The 21,459-nt window shown below is 51.5% G+C and carries 15 protein-coding genes; 12 read left to right on the top strand and 3 right to left on the bottom strand.

The window, feature by feature from the left end:
* The first annotated feature begins 30 nt into the window (after positions 1-30).
* The gene (locus ACFQ03_RS07300; protein ID WP_379287141.1) at positions 31-897 is read left to right on the top strand and encodes a MetQ/NlpA family ABC transporter substrate-binding protein; all 867 of its coding nucleotides are present in this window, start codon (positions 31-33) and stop codon (positions 895-897) included.
* Positions 898-2,282: 1,385 nt separating this feature from the next.
* On the opposite strand, the gene ACFQ03_RS07295 is transcribed toward ACFQ03_RS07300, so the two are convergent.
* The gene (locus tag ACFQ03_RS07295; protein ID WP_144933699.1) at positions 2,283-2,867 is read right to left on the bottom strand and encodes a hypothetical protein; all 585 of its coding nucleotides are present in this window, start codon (positions 2,865-2,867) and stop codon (positions 2,283-2,285) included.
* A gap of 375 nt (positions 2,868-3,242) precedes the next feature.
* On the opposite strand from ACFQ03_RS07295, the gene ACFQ03_RS07290 reads away from it, so the two are divergent.
* From ACFQ03_RS07290 to ACFQ03_RS07260, 7 genes are all read left to right on the top strand, one after another.
* Positions 3,243-3,683 carry a GNAT family N-acetyltransferase gene (locus ACFQ03_RS07290; protein ID WP_379287138.1) on the top strand — a complete coding sequence of 147 codons (441 nt, stop codon included), beginning with the start codon at positions 3,243-3,245 and terminating at the stop codon, positions 3,681-3,683.
* On the top strand, positions 3,680-3,913 hold the full coding sequence (locus ACFQ03_RS07285) for a hypothetical protein (RefSeq protein ID WP_144933701.1): 234 nt from the start codon (positions 3,680-3,682) through the stop codon (positions 3,911-3,913). Before ACFQ03_RS07290 ends, ACFQ03_RS07285 begins: the two co-directional genes overlap by 4 nt.
* A gap of 517 nt (positions 3,914-4,430) precedes the next feature.
* Entirely contained in the window at positions 4,431-4,871 is a 441-nt protein-coding gene (locus ACFQ03_RS07280) for a MarR family winged helix-turn-helix transcriptional regulator (RefSeq protein ID WP_144933702.1), read from the top strand.
* A 4-nt stretch (positions 4,872-4,875) separates the two neighbouring features.
* Positions 4,876-6,528 carry an MDR family MFS transporter gene (locus ACFQ03_RS07275; RefSeq protein ID WP_379287135.1) on the top strand — a complete coding sequence of 551 codons (1,653 nt, stop codon included), beginning with the start codon at positions 4,876-4,878 and terminating at the stop codon, positions 6,526-6,528.
* 278 nt (positions 6,529-6,806) lie between these two features.
* Positions 6,807-7,994, top strand: a complete 1,188-nt coding sequence (gene phnM / locus ACFQ03_RS07270) for a phosphonate metabolism protein PhnM (RefSeq protein WP_379287133.1) — start codon at positions 6,807-6,809, stop codon at positions 7,992-7,994.
* Positions 7,995-8,311: 317 nt separating this feature from the next.
* Complete coding sequence (locus ACFQ03_RS07265) at positions 8,312-8,506, top strand: hypothetical protein (protein ID WP_144933705.1); 195 nt, start codon at positions 8,312-8,314, stop codon at positions 8,504-8,506.
* A 304-nt stretch (positions 8,507-8,810) separates the two neighbouring features.
* Complete coding sequence (locus ACFQ03_RS07260; RefSeq protein ID WP_379287131.1) at positions 8,811-9,314, top strand: pyridoxamine 5'-phosphate oxidase family protein; 504 nt, start codon at positions 8,811-8,813, stop codon at positions 9,312-9,314.
* 165 nt (positions 9,315-9,479) lie between these two features.
* On the opposite strand, the gene ACFQ03_RS07255 is transcribed toward ACFQ03_RS07260, so the two are convergent.
* Both ACFQ03_RS07255 and ACFQ03_RS07250 read right to left on the bottom strand, forming a co-directional pair.
* Complete coding sequence (locus tag ACFQ03_RS07255) at positions 9,480-10,898, bottom strand: ammonium transporter (RefSeq protein ID WP_379287453.1); 1,419 nt, start codon at positions 10,896-10,898, stop codon at positions 9,480-9,482.
* Positions 10,899-11,148: 250 nt separating this feature from the next.
* A complete protein-coding gene (locus tag ACFQ03_RS07250; RefSeq protein ID WP_144933706.1) occupies positions 11,149-11,472 on the bottom strand; it encodes a MerR family transcriptional regulator in 324 nt (107 codons plus the stop codon).
* A gap of 411 nt (positions 11,473-11,883) precedes the next feature.
* Here ACFQ03_RS07250 and glnA point away from each other — a divergent pair, with 411 nt between their 5' ends.
* The 4 genes from glnA (at position 11,884) to ACFQ03_RS07230 (ending at position 21,455) form a co-directional block, all read left to right on the top strand.
* A complete protein-coding gene (gene glnA, locus ACFQ03_RS07245) occupies positions 11,884-13,224 on the top strand; it encodes a type I glutamate--ammonia ligase (protein ID WP_144933707.1) in 1,341 nt (446 codons plus the stop codon).
* 304 nt (positions 13,225-13,528) lie between these two features.
* Positions 13,529-18,163 (top strand): glutamate synthase large subunit, encoded by a 4,635-nt coding sequence (gltB, locus tag ACFQ03_RS07240; RefSeq protein WP_379287129.1) that lies wholly within the window; start codon positions 13,529-13,531, stop codon positions 18,161-18,163.
* Between the two features lie 460 nt (positions 18,164-18,623).
* The gene (locus ACFQ03_RS07235; RefSeq protein WP_379287127.1) at positions 18,624-20,096 is read left to right on the top strand and encodes a glutamate synthase subunit beta; all 1,473 of its coding nucleotides are present in this window, start codon (positions 18,624-18,626) and stop codon (positions 20,094-20,096) included.
* Between the two features lie 111 nt (positions 20,097-20,207).
* On the top strand, positions 20,208-21,455 hold the full coding sequence (locus tag ACFQ03_RS07230) for an LL-diaminopimelate aminotransferase (RefSeq protein ID WP_379287125.1): 1,248 nt from the start codon (positions 20,208-20,210) through the stop codon (positions 21,453-21,455).
* Positions 21,456-21,459: the final 4 nt, after the last annotated feature.

Raw genomic sequence — 21,459 nt, 5'->3', positions numbered from 1 at the left:
AGATAAATTAAAGAAAAGGGGAGAAACCTAATGAAAAAACAGGTAGTACTTGCATTTCTTCTTATTATCGCTTTAGTCGCCTTTGCGGGCTGCGGACAGAAGAACGCGGCTCCTACGCCGTCGTCTTCTCCTTCTGCTTCGCCATCCGGCTCCCAAGGCTCCGAGCCTGCCGCCAAGGAGGTTACCTTGAAGGTGGGAGCATCTGCCGTGCCGCATGCCGAGCTTCTGAAGCTGGTTCAGGATAAGTTGAAAGAAGAAGGCGTCATTCTGGAAATTAAAGAGTTTACCGATTACGTTCAAGCGAACGTACAGGTAGATGAGAAACAATTGGATGTAAACTTTTTCCAACACCTTCCCTATATGGAGCAGTTCAATAAAGATAAAGGAACGAAGCTGGTGAGTGTAGGAAGCATTCATGTGGAGCCGTTCGGCGCCTACTCTCACAAGATTAAGTCCATTGACGAATTGCAGGATGGGGCCACGGTCGCCATTCCTAACGACCCTTCCAATGGAGGACGCGCTCTTGTGCTTCTCGAGGAAAACGGCTTGATCAAGCTGAAGGATGGGGTAGGCATCGCAGCAACCGCCAAGGATATCGTGGAGAACCCCAAGGGGCTGAAAATTAATGAACTTGAAGCCGCCATGCTCCCTCGTGTATTGGATGAAGTGGATTTGGCGCTGATTAATACGAATTACGCTTTGGAAGCGAAGCTTGTTCCGACCAAGGATGCTCTCTTCATGGAAGATAAGGATTCCCCGTTTCCTAACATCATTGCCGCAAGGGAAGACAATAAAGATTCCGAAGCCGTTCAGAAGCTGGTGAAAGCTCTGCAATCGCCGGAGGTCAAAGCATTTATCGAGGAAAAATACGAAGGATCGATCATTCCGGCTTTCTAAGTCTCGAATGAATAGAAATAAAGCAATTGGAAACTGTCTGTATTTGCAGGCAGTTTTCGTTTTTATATACGAGAATAATTCTTCCTTGGAATGGGTATTTAAACCAGGTGAGAATGACACGCACGGCTGCAACGCAGCAAATGAACCGGAGCGTAACTCTTCTCGCTTGATTTGTATATTTGATGGTTTTTTCATTTTCTGCGCTAATATTCACTGTCATTGATAGTAACGCACCCGGCGGGTGCTTTTTTACCACATAGGAATCTTTAAGTTCTTTACAGCGTTAATACGAAGAAAATCTAGATTCCTATTGGCATAAAAAAGCTACCTTTAAAACCGGGTTATTCTTCTTTGAAAAGGCTTCGCATAGAAGCTTTTTTATATAAACTCAAACTTTGCAGCTTGAAATAGACAAGTAAGCCTTGTTATAGCTGGGGAAACCGGCAATCCAATCAGAGAAGTAGACGAATAACTTCTGGTTTGTTCCGCTTGGTTTTGGCCGCGGCAATCTCCATGAAAAATGCCATCAGTTGGCGCAGTGCTGTAACTAAATCGAGATCACGTACTTCATCGGAAAAGAGGAAGAACAGACCGTCAAGTGATTACTCATAGTTATCTTGAGTCGCTCCCACTCCATGACCAAATAACGACTACCTTGAAATCCGTCTGTTTCACCGTCTGCTGGTGCCTGTCGGCACCGTTGCAAGCGAAATAGCGCGTCTAACTGTATTTTGTACAGTTAAATTCAAGCGAATGAGCGAAAATAATCAAGCTAACTGGAACTACAGTTAAAATGGGCAACTTTGGGCGAAACGACCGTTTTGGCGCAAACTAACTGTAGGTTTTCCATTTAATATTACTATTTCTCCCGAATGTAGAAATCTAACTGGATGAAATCCATTTAGACCCCATGCCGCTGACTGCGACACCATCAGATGATGAAAAATAGACGGATTTTCAAGGTAGGATGTGGCGGGGTAATATTACGAAACCTGAAAACGTTATTCGGGCAAAACATAACTAATCCATTTTCTTATGAAACTGTATATCGCTAATTCATCAAAATTGAAGATCACAGAGCCGGATTTCAGCCATATAACGATTGAGAGTTTCGTTATATTTGTTAATGGCATCGTTTTTAAGGCAATAACGTTACCCAGATTCGTTAGCGAGATTAAAACCGGAGGGGAGCCGGGCAGATGACCATCCATGCGTCTCGCCGCGGCACCATCAGATGATGAAAATAGATGGTTTTTTCAAGGTATGCGTGCCATTCCGCTTGTAACGATGCCAGCAGACGGTGAATTTGACGGATTCTCAAGGTAGTTATTCCGGAGGTAGAAAATCTGGTATTGATTTCTAGGTTGAGCCTGATTTTTAATTTATTATTGATAGTATAAGTTGTTTTTGCGCTCCTCCATAATTTCATTTATGGCATCTAAGTGACGTTTTTGGAGTTCTTTCTTCAAATGCAAGAAAAATAGATGGCTTGAAATGATAATAAAGACGGTTAGTCCTGACCATAAAATGACATTAGAAGTTGCAGCAACTTTTGTCATAACATTCACGATACCGACTAAATGTTCCGCTGGGTTAAAATTTGAGTCTACAATAATTTTATCGCTGTTATTCAAAAAATCTAAAATAGAAGCCGCCGAAGTAGCCAAGACTGAAATCGCAGCGAGCCCAACTGTAAAAGAAAGTTTTATCAATAAATCAGCTATTTGTAGTATAGGGGTGTCGAAGTAATGTGAATTTACTTCTCTTCTAGCGTACATTAATTCTTCGGGCTTCATTAATTTGTAGGCTCTGTAAAGTTTTTCATGAGTTTTGTGCTTTGATAAATTGAACCTTATAACTCTTTTCTTAACCAATTTGTCGATATTTCTTTTGAAAGTTAGATATGAACTAAAGAGATACAGAAATAGGGCAGCAACCAATATGACAAGCCCCCAGTGATAAAATTCCAAATTCCCATCCTCCAATATTTACTCTAGGATTAGTTTATCGGATAAATCACAAGGTTTATTTATATATTTTCAAATTGATATTCGAGAGGTGGTGTAATAAAGAAAGAAGCCTGCAGCGGGAAGAAGCCAAGAAGATGTGGATGGACAGCGGCGGAAGAATGAAGTTAAAGGTGGCAGTTAAGGTCCGTCGGACCATATTTTCAGTGTGCAAACTTATGAAAAGAAGAATAACTAACCTAAGCAATTTAACAAGACTTCTCAAAAGCCGGCAAATAGTGGATAATGGATAACGACTTATTTTATGAAGGATAAGAGAATGACAGCAGGCGGGCTGATTTCGAATAGGTGCAGTTAATGGAAGGAGTTGGATAGAATATGCAGCTTGTTGATTTGGAGCCGAAGCTCGGTGAGGAAGAAATCCGCGAGCTTCTGGAGGCTTGCGTTCAATATGACCCTGAGTTGTTGGACAGAGCAGTAGAGGAATACCGGTCAGACCCGGAATTGTCGATCCTGGGCCTGGATGTGGAAGATGAAATCGTGGGGCTGTTGGGAATTAGAAGCCGTCAGGATAATACGGTTCTCATCCGGCATTTATATGTTAAGCCCGAAGTGCGCGGGAATGGGCTTGGACGGGCGCAGCTGCTTGAATTGATTTCCTTGCGGAATCCGGACCACATTATAGCGGAAGTGGAGGAAGAATCGGTGGACTTCTTCCGGAATGTAGGATTCACGATTGTCAGCTTCAAGGAAGAAGACGGGCAGGAAAAATTTCGCTGCACCTATTCGGTTCATGAGCAAGTGGAGGACGAAGGATGAAGACAGTCTATAATTTTGTGACCGGCGGGCTTATCGTGTTCTTTGTATTTATTTCATTGGCTACCGTGGGCAAGCTGTCCGGTTATGACGTTGACTTCATTCCGATAGCGGAGTGGGCTACCAAGTATATTCTGCCGTGGATCGCTCTTTATTGGCTGATTCGATTGGTCCGGGCGGTAGAGGCCAAGCAGGGCCCGGATAAAACCGATTCCAAGGTTAGTTCTGAATAGCTACTATAGATACTTGGGGTACGCTTCCCTTATTTCACCCTACAAGGACGCCGAAAGGCGTCTTTTTACAGCTTAGAGTTCTTTATTATGTTAATGTGGTGCAGAGGCGAAGGTGCCTATGGCATAAAAATCTTCGCTAATATCGGTTTTCCTATCCAGTTCCAAGGCTACTCGCAAAGTACTGCATAAACCTTTATCGAAGTAAAGCCATGCAGAGAGACCGCGAATAGCGGAAGGGTTTAGCCGCCTGTAAAGCCGTACAAATTCCTGCGATTCTGCAGTTTTTATGAAGTGATTCTGAACACTCGGGTGAAAAGCCTGCGATAATGCAGCCGTGCCTATCTTTACCAATTTTCATTTTTCTTTTTATCGATAAAACTAAGCTTGTCCCTCCCAAAAATATATTTAAAAAATATTGACACAAAGAATGAGTGCCTTTATTATATAGTAATGTATTTTATTTTAATTAGTAAACTATTTAGTTTGCATAATACTTTATCGTTAAAGGAGTGATCCAATGCCTACGAACGATGAGTTGTCTAGATCGGTGGAATTATTCTGGCGGGTATCTAGAGGCTTGTCATCCATTTGGAAAAAAAAGTTTGAACAGCAGTTATCCAATACCCAGGCCTATATTTTAATTCACCTGGATTCGAAAGGTCCGCAGAAGATTACAAACCTGGCGGAAGTATTGGATATCACTCCCGGAGCGATTTCCAGCATCTCGGATAAATTAATAGCCGCCGGCTTAATTGTCCGATGCCGGGATGAAGTTGACCGGCGTGTCGTATACTTGGATATAACTCCAAAAGGTAAGAAAATGCTGAAAGAAATCAAAGAGGAAGCCAGGATTGTAGTTAATAAATGCTTTAACGGATTGCCTGAAGAAGACATACACCATTTAATTCGAATTTACGAAACCATTTTAATAAATATAGATAAATATCGAAGGGAGTAGGAGTATGGAGCATCTTTCAAACAAGAGAAAAGTTTCGATTATGATCGCGATCATGGCGGCCATGTTCTTCTCGGCTATCAACCAGACGATTATCGGAGTAGCCATGCCGCGGATCATTGCCAAGCTTGGAGGAATGGATTACTACACCTGGGCGATAACCATTTACTTATTGACCTCGACCGTAGCCACTGTTCTGGTCGGCAAGCTGTCCGATATTTATGGAAGAAAGCCGTTTGTGCTGGTCGGTATCGGGGTATTCATGCTGGGAGCTTTCTTATCCGGCTTCTCGAAGGATATTATCCAGTTGATCATATACCGCGGAATCCAGGGAGTCGGCGCAGGGATCATCATGTCAACCGCGTTTACCGCAGTCGGGGATCTGTACGCTCCTCGTGAGAGGGCCCGCTGGACCGGCTTAATGAGCGGGGTATTCGGTTTATCCAGTGTGCTGGGGCCGCCGCTCGGAGGCTATATTGTAGACCATCTGGATTGGCACTGGGTGTTCTGGCTCTTCCTGCCGCTTGGGATCGTCGCATTTATTATGATCATGACCCTTTTTCCAAAAGTGGAACGCAGACCCGGCGAATCCATCGACTATTTAGGTTCCTTGTTCCTGACGACAACCATCGTTCCGCTGCTGCTGGCTTTCTCGTGGGCAGGGGAAGGTGAAGGCAAATATGCTTGGGGCTCCTGGCAAATTATCGGGTTGTTTGCCGTTACCGCCGTCTCCCTGATCATTTTCCTTCTGGTGGAGATGAAGGCCAAGTCGCCTGTTCTGCCGTTATCCTTGTTCAAGAACAGTGTTGTTACGGTTTCCAATCTGTCCGGCTTCGTGCTGAATGCCGGAATGATGGGCGCGATCATCTACGTTCCCTTCTTCGTTCAAGGGGTTAAAGGAATTTCTCCCACCTATTCGGGGTATGTCACGATGCCGATGTCCATAGCGATGATCGTTACTATGGGTGTGGTCGGGCAAATGATTGCCAGAACGGGAAAATATAAAGCCAAGGCGATTGTAGGATTAATTATTATGGCTGCCGGAATGGTGCTGCTTCATTTCATGGGTGTAGACACGCCAATTTACATCACGATCATCTATATGTGTATTCTGGGCTTCGGCCTCGGGATCAGCATGCCGGTCTTCTCCTTGACGGTTCAGAATGCCGTGGAGCCGAAACAGCTTGGCGTCGCTACCGCTTCTTCGCAGTTGTTCCGGTCTTTGGGAGGAACTATCGGGATTGCTGTAATGGGTACGATAATGGGGCAGAGGATGACTTCCAAAATGACGGAGCTCTTCGCACCCGCAGCCGGAACAGCTCAGCAAGTTCCTATGGACCCGGCGCTGGCCGAGCAAATGCAGGAATTCCTGAACCCGCAGGCTCTGCTGGATCAGCCGAAGCTGGAGGAATTTATGAGCGGATTGCCGGTCGATATGCAAGCCTTGTTCAATGAATTCCTGGAGAAGGTTCGCGAAGCTTTGAGCTATGCCGTAACCAGTACTTTCCTGGCTGGTGCCATCGTCACCGTAGCTGCGGTGGTGCTGACGTTCTTCCTGAAGGAAATTCCGCTCCGTTCGGAGAAAGATGCCAAGCCGGCTGCCAAAGAAGCGGCAGAGGGCAAGAGAGCAGGGTTCAGCAAGCCAAGAACTGATTCTTGATCCGAATATCTGATCTCATATTGGCGGATATCGTTAAGCACGTAGAAAAGGACACCACTTCGGTGTCCTTTTTCTCTTGGCGGATTGACCAACCTATTCTTTTTACGAGCTTCCGGCTTATTGGTTGGTCTGCCATGCCCGGGTTTGGAGAGAGAAGAGAGGAATTTGCTGTTGCTCTTCCGGCCAGATGAATTATAATGGACTTTATCCAGTTTTATGCCATTGACTCGTTAAAGAGATGCAGATAAAAGTAACGAATAGTAAGGGGAGGAATGGAGTTGGAACGTCTAGAAGGTTGGATAGAGGATGTATCCATAGTCACTCCGGAGGAGGTTGTGCAGGGAAGCCTGCGAATGGAAGATGGCAGAATCGCAGAAATCAAGCCGCACGGCGGCCAGGGGGCGGCAAGAGAATCATTTGAAGTGCAGGACGGATTGTATCTGCTCCCGGGCATGATCGATCTGCATTGCGATGCGATTGAGAAAGAAGTCCAGCCGAGGCCGAATACTTTGTTTCCCATGGAAATGGCTTTACTCGAGCTGGAGAAGAAGCTGGCGGGCAACGGAATTACAACCATGTACCACTCTTTGTCGTTAGGAACCGGGCTTAGCCTGCGAGGGGATCATCTGATGACGGAGATGATCCGGCTAATCCGGAAGTATAGGGAAGAGCGGGCGATGATCCGCCACCGCATTCATCTGCGCTACGAAGTCATTCATCTGGAAGGGCTGCCTCTGGCTGAAGAGCTGCTTCGCTCCGGCGCGGTAGAGTATCTGTCCTATATGAATCATGCCCCGGGCCAAGGTCAGTACCGGGCTCCCGGATCATTCGAGGCTTATGTGATGAAAAATCAGGGGGTATCCAAAGAGGAGGTCCGCCTCATTGCCCAGAACGCGCTGCAGAAGCAAGCACAAATAGATTGGCCCAGACTGCGGCAACTGTCTGAAGAGGCCAGAGGGCGCGGAATAGCGGTTGCATCCCATGACGACGATACCGAAGAAACGGTCAATACAGCATTAAGCTTCGGGGCTTCAGTCTCTGAGTTTCCGCTCAATTTGCCTACGGCCGAATATGCCAAACGCCAGGGATTGCAAATATGTGTCGGCGCCCCCAATATTGTCCGCGGAGGGTCTCACGATAAAAATATGAAGGCCATGGATGGCATCCAGGCCGGTGTGGTGGATATTCTCTGTTCCGATTATTATCCTTCATCCCTGTTGTCGGCTGTGTTCCTGATTGCGCATGAGGCGGGAATCGGTTTACCCCGAGCAGCGGCCATGGCCAGTCTGCATCCTGCAAGGGCGGTAGGGATTGATGATCGGCTCGGTTCGATTGAGGCCGGCAAACAGGCAGACCTGCTATTGGTCCAGGTTAAGGACGGATACCCGCTCGTTCGCAAAACATGGGTCAACGGAAGCCTGGTTTATGAAGCCAATTATTATCGCGAAAGAGAAAACAGATTTTAGGCGAATGAGTGGCCGGCCCGTTCACTTTGATGGGGAAAGGCGTCCATTCGCAGAAAGAGTCGATAAAACCTGTATCTGGTTCTTCATTAACCGGATCAGGTTTTTTGTTTTCTGCAGAAGGCCCGGGCGTTATGGTCCAAGAAATGCTAACAGATTCGATTTCCTTAGTTATTAACGAAGAAGAATATGAATAATAGCATTCCAAAAAGTTCAGCATAAGATTAAATTAGGGTTGAAATTTGACGAAGAGTCGACTACAATAATGATAATGATTATCATTGTTACTTATTGACCATGATTAAGAGGAGCGTTTAGATATGAGTTTATTACTTCCGATCACTACCATCATCCTGGTCCTGCTTGGGAGCGCCTGTTTGTTTATGGCAATAGAGCATGATCGCCGGGTAAGCGCGCAATTCAGCAAGAAGAAGGCAAGTACCGTCAGAGCATACGGATCAGGCCCGGTGGAGGGGCTTCGCAGGCTTTTCCTTAAGGTTCGTAACGCTGAATAAGCTCAAGATGGAGAATGCCGAATGTGACAATGCGAAGCTTGGGCTGCATATGAGCCCGGTCGGACAGAAGCTTCAGTGAGGATTGAATAACGGATCTACGAAATGAACAGCCGGAGGACTGCGCAGAGACGCAGGTTCTTCGGCTGTTTGTCATTTGAGGAGTTGTTCGACAGGTAAATCTCCTCCCCCTGCACTTGTTCCCTGGCTTACAATCCCGGTTGATTTCGGCCTTGTCAAAAATGTGATCATTTAGATGAATAATGGGAAGATTATATAAAGAGTATTGCAGAAGTGAGGTGATACGATGCCGACAACAATGGAGACCGACGTCAATCATGAAGCGGTGGATAAGGTCAAGGAGATGATTAAAGATATCGAAACGGCGATGTTATCCACCATATCGGAGGGGGGCATCAACTCCAGGCCGATGCAGACGCAGGATATTGAATTTGACGGGGACTTGTGGTTTTTGACGAAGAAGGATACGACCAAGTTCCGTGAAATTATGGAGAATCCTAGCGTCAATATCGCGTACGTAGGCCAATCCTATGTGTCTATTCGCGGTACAGCAGAAATTGTGGACGATCTTGAGCGGAAGAAAGAACTGTGGAAAAAAGGATACGAGAAGTTTCTGGATACGACATATGAAGACCCCAATATCGTATTGATCAAAGTTCGGTCAGAAACGGCGGAATATTGGGAAACGGGAAATAAAATGAAAACCGTAAAAGCTTTTTTTAGAAAAATGGCGGGAAAACCGCCGGAGGATGACGAGGAGATCAATAAAACTATTCATTTCAACCATTAGCCCAAATCATTTGACAGCAATGAGAGAACGCAGGACCTCCCTGGAGATCCTGCGTTTTTGATAATCTTCCAGGGGCTGACCTTAACGGATAAAATCTGCCGGGGATAACCCCTTTTAACGTGTAAATTATACCTTGCCGGACTCGCGATTCATGGCAGAGAGGGTTCACGGCTCCGTCCGGAACCCGCCGATGGAGGGGGAGGTGCGGTGAGCGGCTATTTCATCGTTAGTTGTCCGGATATGCTCCGGATACCCATAGCTTCCATGCTCGCTGAGATCCAGGCCTTCCATCTCTTCCTGGGGAGTTACCCGCAGCCCGAACCATTTCTTGATAGCATACAGACAGAGGAAGGAGAGGGCGAAGGCATAGCCTCCTGCTGCCACGACCCCGTAAAATTGCACCCATAGCTGCTCCAGGCTCCCGGTGTACAACCATCCTCCTTGGCCGACTCCAACCTTGGAGGCGAGCTCGGGAGAAGCCAGGAAGCCGGTGGACAGCGTTCCCCAGATGCCGGCCGCTCCGTGAACGGATAGCGCGGAGATCGGGTCATCGATCCGTCTTCTTTCGAGCCATTGGGCGCTGACGAAGACGAGCCCTCCGGCAATCCCTCCAATCAAAATTGCGGCCCAAGGCTCCACGAAGGCGCAGGAGGCGGTAATGGCGACAAGCCCGGCCAGATAGCCGTTTAATATGACGGGAATGTCGGCCCTCTTGTGCCGTATCCAGGATACCGCCATAGCGGACAGGGCACTGGCTCCCGCGGCGATCTGCGTATTCATAGCGACGAAAGCGAAGAACCCGTCTCCGACCGACAGCGTGCTGCCGGCATTAAATCCGAACCAGCCTATCCATAGAAAACATACACCAAGTGTAGTGTAGACCTGGTTATGGCCGGGGATTTCGTTGGCAGACCCGTCACGGTTATATTTGCCCAGCCGCGGTTTAAGTAAAATGGTGGCGGCCAAAGCGGCCATAGCTCCGGTGAGATGGACAACAGTCGAACCGGCGAAATCCTGCTTGCCGTGCTCGCCTAGCCAACCCCCTCCCCAAATCCAGTGGGCCACTACCGGGTAAACCAAAATCGAGAACAGCAGGGTGAACAGGACGTAAACCGACAGCTTCGCACGTTCGGCAAAACCTCCCCAGGCGATGGAGAGGGAGACGGCGGCGAAGGCCAGCTGGAACAGGAAGAACACGGCGGGTGGAAGGGAGTCGGAGGCGGCAGGAGCAAACATGAATTGGCCCCAGCCGATGAAGGAATTTCCCGATTCCCCGAAGATCAAGCCGTAGCCGGCAAACCAGAAGACGAGCGAGCACAAGCCTACGGTTATAACGGTTTTGCCCGCGATATGTCCGGCATTCTTCATTCGGGTCGAGCCCGTCTCCAGCAGGACGAAGCCCGCTTGCATAAACAGAACCAGAACGGCTGCCACCATCACCCATAATGTGTCCAACCCGACGGCCAATGAGGAAACGCCCGCTGCTTCCTCCGCAGCCATGGCCTTTAACGGAAGCAGCGATCCGAAGCAAACGGCGGATGCTCCCGCTATCGCTTTTCTGACAAGAGAATGACATTGTTTCATCAAGCTTCAGCTCCTTTTGTCACTTTTTCTTACTTCATCCCACTTGTACGCCAAATGATAAAAGGAGATTAGACCATGGTGCAACAAACCTGTAAGGTAATGTGACGAGCTTTTTTAAGTTAGGGGTGATTAAGCGGAGGGCGTCCTATAAAAAGAGGTTGAAAATAAAAAAGGATGAAACCTGACGCCGGTTGACCGGCTATGGTTCCTCCCCGTTTGGATCTGCAGATGGTCATGGACTGAACAAAGGTCAGCTTGGCGGCCGATGGCGATTAAATTGGACGTTGAGCTGTCCTTTAAGCATTTCCTCGCGCATTTTTTCTTTGCTGATCTGCTTTTTCTCCCGCTCCCGCATTTTATGGATCTCATACGTTTGCATCCCGTCCTCCATTTTATTGGCCACTTCCACCAGCATATCGACATCCTCGAAGGAAAATTTGCGGGTTCCGCCTTTGGAGCGTTCGGGAACGACCAGTTTTCGTTCTTCATAATAGCGGATTTGCCTGACGGACAATCCCGTTAGCTCGCTGACCGTGCCGATCGGGATGACCTTCTTTTCTCTGTACGATACCATGGTTATTCCCTCCTTCTTATACGATCATCACCTTTCATATTCCACTCATGACAGCTTGAAGATTTTGTTTATTTGCCGCATTGGACAGTTATAATGGGATACAAGCTGCCTTCAATACCGGCTTATTCATCTTGAGACGGCTCCGATAAGGAGTTTTTTTCAATTTATCACATGCATTCCCGTGAGAGGAATAAGTTTGTTATATTATTTGACATCAATTGTATGAATAAGGTCTATAACTTATATTAATTGTCGGCAAATCCAGGGTTACATATATAAAAAGGCCGCTGTATTTTCGTACACTGTCTCGAACCTCAAGTTTTATGTCATATTATCTAACACATTTGTGGACCGGACCCCCGAACCTGTGAAAAAATGCCCTTGTAACTAACAACGATGGAGGGTTCGATGATGAAAACCAATCGATTTAGCGCAGAACAGATTCTTCGGATGGCCAAGGAAGAAAATGTCCGGTTCGTCCGCCTGCAATTCACGGATATGCTCGGAACGATCAAGAACGTGGAAATTCCGGTCAGCCAACTGCCGAAGGCGCTGGACAACAAAATGATGTTCGACGGATCCTCGATCGAAGGGTTTGTGAGGATAGAAGAATCCGATATGTACCTGTATCCCGAGCTGGATACGTGGATGATATTCCCATGGACGACAGGGGACGGCAAGGTGGCCCGCTTAATCTGTGACGTCTATAATCCGGATGGCACCCCGTTCGCGGGCGATCCGCGGAGCGTGCTGAAGAAAGTGCTCAAAGAGGCCGAGCAGCTTGGTTTTACCGCGATGAACGTCGGTCCGGAACCGGAATTTTTCCTCTTCAAAACAGATTCCAACGGCGAGCCGACGATGGAAGTGAACGATAAGGGAGGGTACTTTGACTTGGCGCCCAGCGATTTGGGAGAGAACTGCCGCCGGGATATCGTCATTACCCTCGAAAGCATGGGCTTTGAAATCGAAGCCTCCCACCATGAAGTGGCGCCGGGACAGCATGAGATCGATTTTAAATATTCCAACGCGGTAGAGGCGGCGGATAGCATCCAAACGTTCAAGCTGGTGGTCAAGACGATTGCGAGAAATCACGGTCTTCACGCTACCTTTATGCCTAAGCCGCTATATGGGATCAACGGATCCGGCATGCACTGCCATCAATCTCTGTTCCGCGGCAAGGAGAACGCCTTCTATGACGCCAACGACGACTTGGGCTTGAGCCTGACGGCGAAGCAGTATTTGGCGGGGTTGTTAAAGCACGCCAGAGGATTCGCGGCCATTACGAATCCGACTGTCAACTCTTACAAAAGACTGGTACCGGGCTATGAAGCGCCTTGTTATGTCGCCTGGTCGGCCAAGAACCGGAGTCCGTTAGTCCGCATTCCGGCCAGCAGAGGCTTGAGCACCCGGATCGAATTAAGAAACCCGGATCCGGCGGCTAATCCGTACCTGGCTCTCGCTGTCATGCTGGCTGCGGGATTGGACGGCATAAAGAACAACTATACCTTGTGTGCCCCTACGAACCAAAATATATACACAATGGATGACCTGGAGAGAAAGCGCCACAAAATCGACAGCCTTCCTTCTTCGCTAAAGGAAGCGATCGAGGAGCTGCGCGCCAACGAAGTGATCGTGTCCGCTCTGGGTGATCATATCGTCTCTCACTTTATCGAGGCGAAGGAAATCGAATGGAATCTGTTCCGGCTGCAGGTACATCCTTGGGAGCGGGAGCAGTATATGACTGCCTATTAAGCTCAGTCCCTCCTTCCATTATGGTAGGAGGGGCTTATTTTGTCACAAGCCGTGATTCCGGTTGGTCGGAAGCGGCTTTTTTATATGTGTCTCGTTTTGTTCGGGTGTTCCAAAATGTGGGAAAGATGCCGATTGAAGAATGAAACCAATTCATTATTTTAATCATCTCATGATGGATAGATCATTTTTATTTATCTCAATTAAAAATTTGCTTATGGCAAATTATCTGACAAACCAATGGATGCATAACGGCATCCCGTTTACGATTAGTACCATCGTTACAGTAGACAGGAGGAGGATAAAGATGACAGACAGCGCATTTCCAAACAAACAGGGACTATACGATCCTGCATTCGAGCATGATGCGTGCGGGATCGGTGTAATAGCAAATATCAAAGGGGTCCCATCCCACGACATTGTCACACAGGCGCTGGAAACTTTATGCCGCCTCACTCATCGCGGGGGACAGGGGGCAGACCCTGCCAGTGGAGACGGAGCGGGTATCTTGACCCAGATCCCCCACAAGCTGCTGCTAAGAGAGAGCAGCCGGGCCGGATGGAAGCTTCCCGAAGCGGGCAGGTACGGGGCAGGCATGATATTCCTGCCGTCCGAGGACAAGGCCCGCCGCGAATGCGAGCAAGGACTCGAGCGGATTGCAGAGGAGGAAGGCTATCAGGTGCTCGGCTGGAGGACGGTGCCGACGAAGGATGCTGTACTCGGGCCGACAGCGGCGAATTCCAAGCCGTACATCCGGCAGTGGCTCATCACCCCGGAACAGGGGATGGAGATAGGGGAAGGTGCCCTGGAGCGAGGGCTATACGTCATCCGTAAGCGGGCGGAACGGGAAATCGGCCTTGCGCAGGCCAAGGCGGGCCGGACCTTCTACTTCGCCAGCCTGTCCAGCCGGACCATGGTTTACAAGGGCCTGCTGCTTCCGGAGCAATTGCCTGCCTTCTACACGGATTTGCAGGATGCGGACTATGAATCGGCCCTCGCTTTGGTCCATTCCCGCTTCAGCACCAATACGTTTCCAAGCTGGGAGAGGGCCCATCCGAACCGTTACATGATCCACAATGGGGAAATCAATACCATCAAGGGCAACGTCAACTGGATGCTGGCCCGCGAGGCGGCCTGCAGCGGCGGACCTTTCGCGGATCTGTCCCAAATCCGTCCGGTCATCGACCTGTCCGGAAGCGATTCTTCGATGCTGGATAATGCTTTGGAGTTTCTCCACTTATCCGGGCGGTCATTGGTCCACTCGGTCATGATGATGGTTCCGGAACCCTGGTCCAAGGACGCGGGGATGGAGGAAGGCAAGAGGGCGTTCTACGAGTATCATAGCTGCCTGATGGAGCCCTGGGACGGCCCCGCCGCTTTGGCCTTCACCGACGGTAAGCAGATAGGCGCCTGTCTGGACCGCAACGGTTTGCGTCCGACCCGCTATTATGTGACCCGGGACGACCGGATCATTCTATCCTCCGAGGTGGGAGTCGTCGATGTGCCGCCGGATAACATCCTGTACAAGGAAAGGCTCCATCCCGGACAAATGCTGCTGGTCGACCTGGAGCAGGGACGCATTGTACCCGATGAGGAAATCAAGCGCAGCGTCAGCTCCGAACAGCCTTATCGCCAATGGCTGGATGAGCATTTGCTTGATCTGGGGCAGCTTCCGGATGCAGAGGGCGAGCCGTCGGGGGAATCCGGCCCGGCATCCGATCCAGCCAGGCTGCAGCATGCGTTCGGCTATACCTTCGAGGAAATTGCCAAGGGGCTGCGTCCGCTGCTTCTCAAGGGCGAAGACCCTGTCGGCTCAATGGGCTATGATGCGCCCCTGGCGGCTCTGTCTACGAAACCGCAGCTTCTGTACAGCTATTTCAAGCAAATGTTCGCCCAGGTTACGAATCCGCCGATCGATGCTTTTCTTGAAGAGATGATTACCTCGGTAGAGGTCACTATAGGGGCCGAGGGAGATTTGCTTCAGCCGGGCCCGGATAGCTGCCGGCGCATCCGGCTGAAGGCTCCGGTATTGTCCAATGAAGAGCTTGGACGCATTCGGAGCAGCAAGCTTCCGGGCTTGCGGGCCGATACTCTGTCCATGACATTCGTTGTCGGGGAAGGGGAACGCGGCCTGGAGGAAGCGCTGAAGACCTTGTTCCAATCTGCAGAAGCGGCGATAGACGAAGGGGCATCGCTGCTTATCCTGTCCGATCGGGGAATTGGCCGCGGACAGGCACCGATCCCGGCGCTGCTGGCCGTCTCCGGGTTGCATCATCACCTGATTCGCAGCGGTAAACGGACGAAAGCCAGCCTGCTGGTGGAATCCGGGGAGCCGCGGGATGTGCACCATATCGCCTTGCTGTTGGGCTATGGAGCCAGCGCGGTTAATCCCTATCTGGTATTTGACACCGCAGCGCAGCTGATCTCGCGGGGACAACTGGAGGAGCTTTCGTTAGAGCAGGCGGTTCGGAATTATATTGCCGGGATCAAGAAGGGGCTCCTGAAGGTGATGGCCAAGATGGGCATTTCCACCGTTCAGAGCTACATTGGGGCGCAAATATTTGAAGCGCTCGGTATTCACGGAGACGTGATCGATACCTACTTCCCGCGGACACCGTCGCGAATCGGCGGTATCGGCCTGGCAGAGATTGCGGAAGAAGCGCTGATGCGGCACCGCCGGGCCTATCGTTCGGAGCGTCCTGAGCCGCTTCAGCCAGGAGATGAATTCCAATGGAGGCCGGGCGGCGAGGAGCATCTCTTCTCTCCGCAGACCATTCACGCTCTGCAGCAGGCCTGCCGCAGCAACGATTACGACCTGTTCAGAAAATATAGCGCCGGAATCGATCAACATGCCAAAGCTCACTGCACTTTGCGCGGTCTGCTTGAGCTTGTTCCCGGGCGGAAGCCGGTTCCGATCGAGGAGGTCGAACCGGTCGAAGCGATCGTTGCCCGCTTCAAGACCGGAGCGATGTCGCTCGGCTCCATCAGCAAGGAAGCCCATGAGGCGATGGCCATTGCGATGAACCGGATAGGCGGCCGGAGTAATTCCGGTGAAGGCGGCGAGGATCCGGGACGGTATGTAACGGATGAGAATGGCGACCATCGCGTCAGCGCAATCAAGCAGGTAGCCTCCGGACGGTTCGGGGTCACCAGCCATTACCTGATTCACGCGGACGAAATTCAGATCAAGATGGCTCAGGGAGCCAAGCCGGGAGAGGGAGGGCAGCTTCCTGCCCATAAAGTGTACCCGTGGATCGCCGAAGCCCGGGGCTCGACGCCCGGAGTGGAGCTGATCTCGCCGCCGCCGCATCATGACATATACTCCATTGAGGATTTGGCCGAGCTGATTCACGATCTGAAGGAAGCCAATCCGCGCGCGAGGATCAATGTGAAGCTCGTGTCCGAAGCGGGAGTGGGTACGATAGCTGCGGGAGTGGCCAAGGCCGGTGCCGATGTGATTCTGATCAGCGGATATGACGGGGGGACCGGGGCCGCCTCGCGCAACAGCATCAAGCATGCGGGTATGCCGTGGGAAATCGGCTTGGCCGAGGCGAATCAGACGCTGCAGCTGAACGGGCTGCGCAGTCGCGTCAGGCTGGAGACGGACGGCAAGATGATGAACGGCCGCGATGTGGTCATCGCCTCGCTTCTTGGGGCGCAGGAATTCGGCTTTGCCACAGTACCGCTCGTCGTGATGGGCTGCGTAATGATGCGAGTCTGCCACCTGGACACCTGTCCGGTTGGCATTGCTACGCAAAATCCGGAGCTGCGCCGCACCTTCGCGGGCGATCCCGGCCATCTGGTCAACTTCATGTATTTTGTCGCCCGTGAAGTGAGGGAATGGATGGCCCGGCTCGGTTTCCGGACGATGGAAGAGATGGTCGGTCGGACGGATTGCCTGCGGATCAACCTGCCGCAGGATCATTGGAAAGTCTCCGGCCTCGACCTGTCCCCGCTTCTGTACAGAGTTCCGGGAGAACCGGAGGATCAGCACCGGCCAGATGGAGGAGAAACGCAACCGGCGGAGGAAACGGCGGTGAAAGGGGACTCGCCCTCGCAGCTTCTCCAATCGGATGACGCTGCCGATCCGATGCGGCTTTTGTCCTTGTGTGCAGCCGCCCTGGATCGTCGGGAACGAATACAGGCGATCCTTCCCATCCGCAATACCGACCGCGCGGCCGGAACCCGGCTGGGCAGCGAAGTGACCCGCAGATATGGGGCGGAGGGGCTGCCGGACGGCACGATCCAGCTGCACTTTCACGGTAGTGCCGGACAAAGCTTCGGCGCCTTTATCCCACGGGGAATCACGCTTACGCTCGAAGGCGATGCCAACGATTATGTCGGCAAAGGGCTGTCCGGCGGCAAGCTGGCGGTCTATCCGCCGGTGCAGTCCGGATTCGCGGCGGAAGACAATATCATTATCGGCAACGTGGCCCTGTACGGTGCGACATCCGGCGAGGCATATATTCGGGGAATCGCCGGCGAGCGCTTCTGTGTCCGCAACAGCGGAGCCGAGGTTGTTGTGGAAGGAGTCGGCAACCACGGCTGCGAGTATATGACCGGCGGGCGGGTCGTTGTTCTCGGAAGGGTCGGGCACAATTTCGCCGCCGGCATGTCGGGAGGCGTCGCTTATGTATGGAGCCGGCAAATGGCGGAAGTCGAGGCGAGGTGCAACCTGAAGCTGGTTGAGCTGGAGATGCTCGCGGATACGGAGGATGAAGGCCGAGTCAGGGCAATGCTGGAGAAGCATCTTCGCTATACGGACAGTGCTGTTGCACGGCGTATTCTGGAGGATTGGGAGAGGGAGGCGAAGCGGTTCGTGCGCATCATTCCGAAGGAATACAGGCGGATGATCCGGACGATTGAGCGCTTCCGGGCTTCCGGGGTTTCCCATGAGGAGGCGGCCTTGGCGGCGTTTCAGGAAAGAAGGAAGGCTCAATAAGGAGGAGCCCGCTGAACCAAGCTGAACTTGGATCAACCCGGCGAGCATCTGCTCCAATCTATTCGGAGCTCGCTTACAGACGGAAATTATAGAACGTTAAGCCATAACGGATTAATAGAGGCTGTCGATTCATTGCGGGAAAGGCGTTAAACAGGATGTTGTACAAGTGAAAAGTCCAACAGCGAAAACGTAACGGACCTGGGAGACTCTATTTCGTCAAAACAGGCGGTTTTTTTAGACTAACGGACACCGTTGCTCTTATTGCTTGGAATTCTCCTGCTTTCGCATGCATTTCTTGAGAATAAGGTCATCCAAGTCCGTTAAAATGACCGAAAGGCCCTTCTGGAGTGAATAAGGTCTCTGAGGTCCGTTAAAACCAAACCGTGCAGCATTTGCGCATGATCTTTGGTTGTATACCATTAATCGACAGTCTCCAATAGAAGGATAGGAGGGGCAATGGATGGGTAAGCCGACAGGATTTATGGACTACCGCCGGGCGAAGCAGCCAGAACGCGAGCCGGCGGCAAGATTGCAGGACTGGAACGATCTGTACCGGTCTCTGCCTGAAACAGCGCTGCGGGAGCAAGGAGCCCGCTGTATGGACTGCGCCGTCCCTTTCTGTCAGACGGGGGGAGCGATAGAAGGGATGGTCACGGGATGTCCCGTCCATAATCTCATTCCCGAATGGAATGATCTGGTGTTCCGGGGGCATTGGCGGGAGGCCTTGGAACGGCTGCATATGACGAATAACTTTCCGGAATTTACGGGAAGGGCCTGCCCCGCCCCCTGCGAAGGCTCATGTGTCGCCGCCTTGTACGATTCCCCGGTGGCCATCAAATCGATAGAAAGGGCCATTATCGACAGAGGCTTCGAGGAAGGATGGGTTGTCCCCCGTCCCCCCGGAACGCGAACCGGGAAGAAGGTGGCTGTCGTCGGTTCGGGCCCGGCGGGACTCGCTTGCGCGGATCAACTGAATCAGGCGGGACACGAGGTTACCGTATTCGAACGCCATGACCGGATCGGCGGGCTGCTGACTTATGGAATTCCCAAGATGAAAATAGAGCAATCCGTCATTGACCGGCGGGTGAAGCTGTTGAAGGAGGAAGGAATCCGTTTTGTCACAGACTTTGAGGTAGGCAAGGATCATCCGCTGGAGGAATTGAGACGGGGGTTTGACGCGGTGGTGCTTTGTATCGGAGCGACCGCCCCGAGGGATTTGCCGGTCGAAGGCCGGGAGCTTGCGGGTATTCACTTCGCCATGGATTTCCTGCACGCGAATACGAAGAGCCTGCTGGATTCCGGGCATCGGGATAATCAATATATTTCTGCCAAAGGGAAGGATGTGCTCGTGATCGGCGGAGGAGATACCGCTACGGACTGCATCTCGACCGCCATGAGGCACGGCTGCAGAAGCATAACGCAATTTGATATCTATCCCCGCAAGTCATCGGCAAGGGAAGCGGACAATCCTTGGCCGCAGTGGCCGCTTGTGCACAGACGCGATTCCGGCCAAGTGGAGGCCGAAGCGGTATTTGGCGACGATCCTCGCGAATTTGCGGTTCTGACGAAGGAGTTCATCGGCGATTCGGAGGGCCGGGTATCCGGAGTGAGAAGCGTCCGTCTGCGTACGGTGGAAGGAACGTCGGGGAGCCGGGTTCGGGAGGAAGTACCGGGAAGCGATCAGATTTGGCCGGCACAGCTCGTTCTGCTTGCTATCGGCTTCAGCGGACCGGAGCAGGATGTTCTGCAGCGAATGGGCATCCGTACGAATGAGCGTTCCTGCATTGACGCTAAGTTCGGAGAATACGCGACGAACCTGGACGGAGTCTTTGCTGCAGGGGATGCGCGCCGGGGGCAGAGCTTGATCGTCTGGGCCATTCGTGAAGGCCGGGAGGCCGCAGCCGCCTGTGACCGGTATTTGCGGGCACGTTGAGTAAGATGGCGGAGTGAGCCGGCTTGACTCGAAGATTCTCTGTCATTTGCTGGAACTGGAACGCATGAAGCTTTATATTATCGAAACTTATCTTTGTCAGGAGGGGAGCGCATGGAGCCATCAGGAGGGTTCATTCCCAAATTATTAGCCGACAGGATTGGCGGCGAGAGGTTCGGCCAGGAGACTGAAATTTATAAATTCGAAAAAATAAAACGCGCCAAGCAATGGGCGCTGCGGCAGCATCCCGGGAAAGAATTGATCGATCTGGGAGTTGGAGAGCCGGACGAGATGGCCGATCTGCGGGTCGTCCGCCTGCTCGCCGAGGAAGCCGCCAAGCCGGAAAACCGGTTCTATGCCGATAACGGCGTCTTCGAATTCAAGCAGGCAGCCAGCGACTATATGGGGCAGGTATTCGGCGTGGCCGGAATCGATCCGCACAGCGAGATCAACCACGTGATTGGTTCCAAGCCGGCCTTGGCGATGCTCCCGTACGCTTTTATCAATCCGGGGGATGTCGCTCTTATGCCCTCGCCGTGTTATCCGGTTCTCGGCACGCATACCGAATATTTGGGCGGTCGCGTCGTATCTTTGCCCTTGACGGAGGACAACCGGTTCTTACCGGACTTGGATGCCCTGCCGGACGATCTATTGCGCAAGGCCAAGCTGTTATATCTGAACTATCCGAACAATCCGACGGGTGCTTCCGCCACACCGGAATTTTTCGAGAAGGTCGTGCGCTTCGCGAAGCATAACGGGATTGCGGTCGTACACGACGCTGCTTATTCGGCTCTCGTGTTCGACGGGGAGAAGCCCCTCAGCTTTCTGTCCTTACCGGGTGCCAAGGAGGTGGGGGTGGAGCTTCATTCCTTGTCGAAGTCGTACAATATGACGGGCTGGAGAATCGGATTTATCGCCGGCAACCCGTTAATGGTGAAGGCTTTCGCCACCATCAAGGACAACTGCGATTCGGGCCAGTTCATCCCGATTCAGAAAGCGGCCGCTTTCGCTCTCAACAACCCGGATATCACGCGCAGAATCAGCGAGAAGTATTCGCGGCGGCATGATATGCTGGTGCAGGTTTTGCGCGAAGCGGGGTTTCGGGCGCACAAGCCGAAAGGCTCCTTCTTCCTGTATACCGAAGCACCCAAAGCGGTCAAAGGCGGACCGGAATTTGGCAGTGCCGAGCAATTCAGTGATTATTTAATCCGTCATCACTTGATCTCTACCGTTCCCTGGGACAATAACGGAGAACGCTATGTCCGCTTTTCCGTTACTTTCCAGGCCGGCAGCGAGCAGGAGGAACGGCGGATTATAGATGAAATCAGACGAAGATTGGCTGAGGCCGACTTCCTATTTTGACGGG

The organism is Paenibacillus residui (genome assembly GCF_042677205.1).
In the GTDB taxonomy this organism is placed as follows: domain Bacteria; phylum Bacillota; class Bacilli; order Paenibacillales; family NBRC-103111; genus Paenibacillus_L; species Paenibacillus_L residui.
The sequence above is the reverse complement of the archived record's forward strand: the minus strand, read 5'-3'. Positions and strand labels throughout refer to the sequence as shown.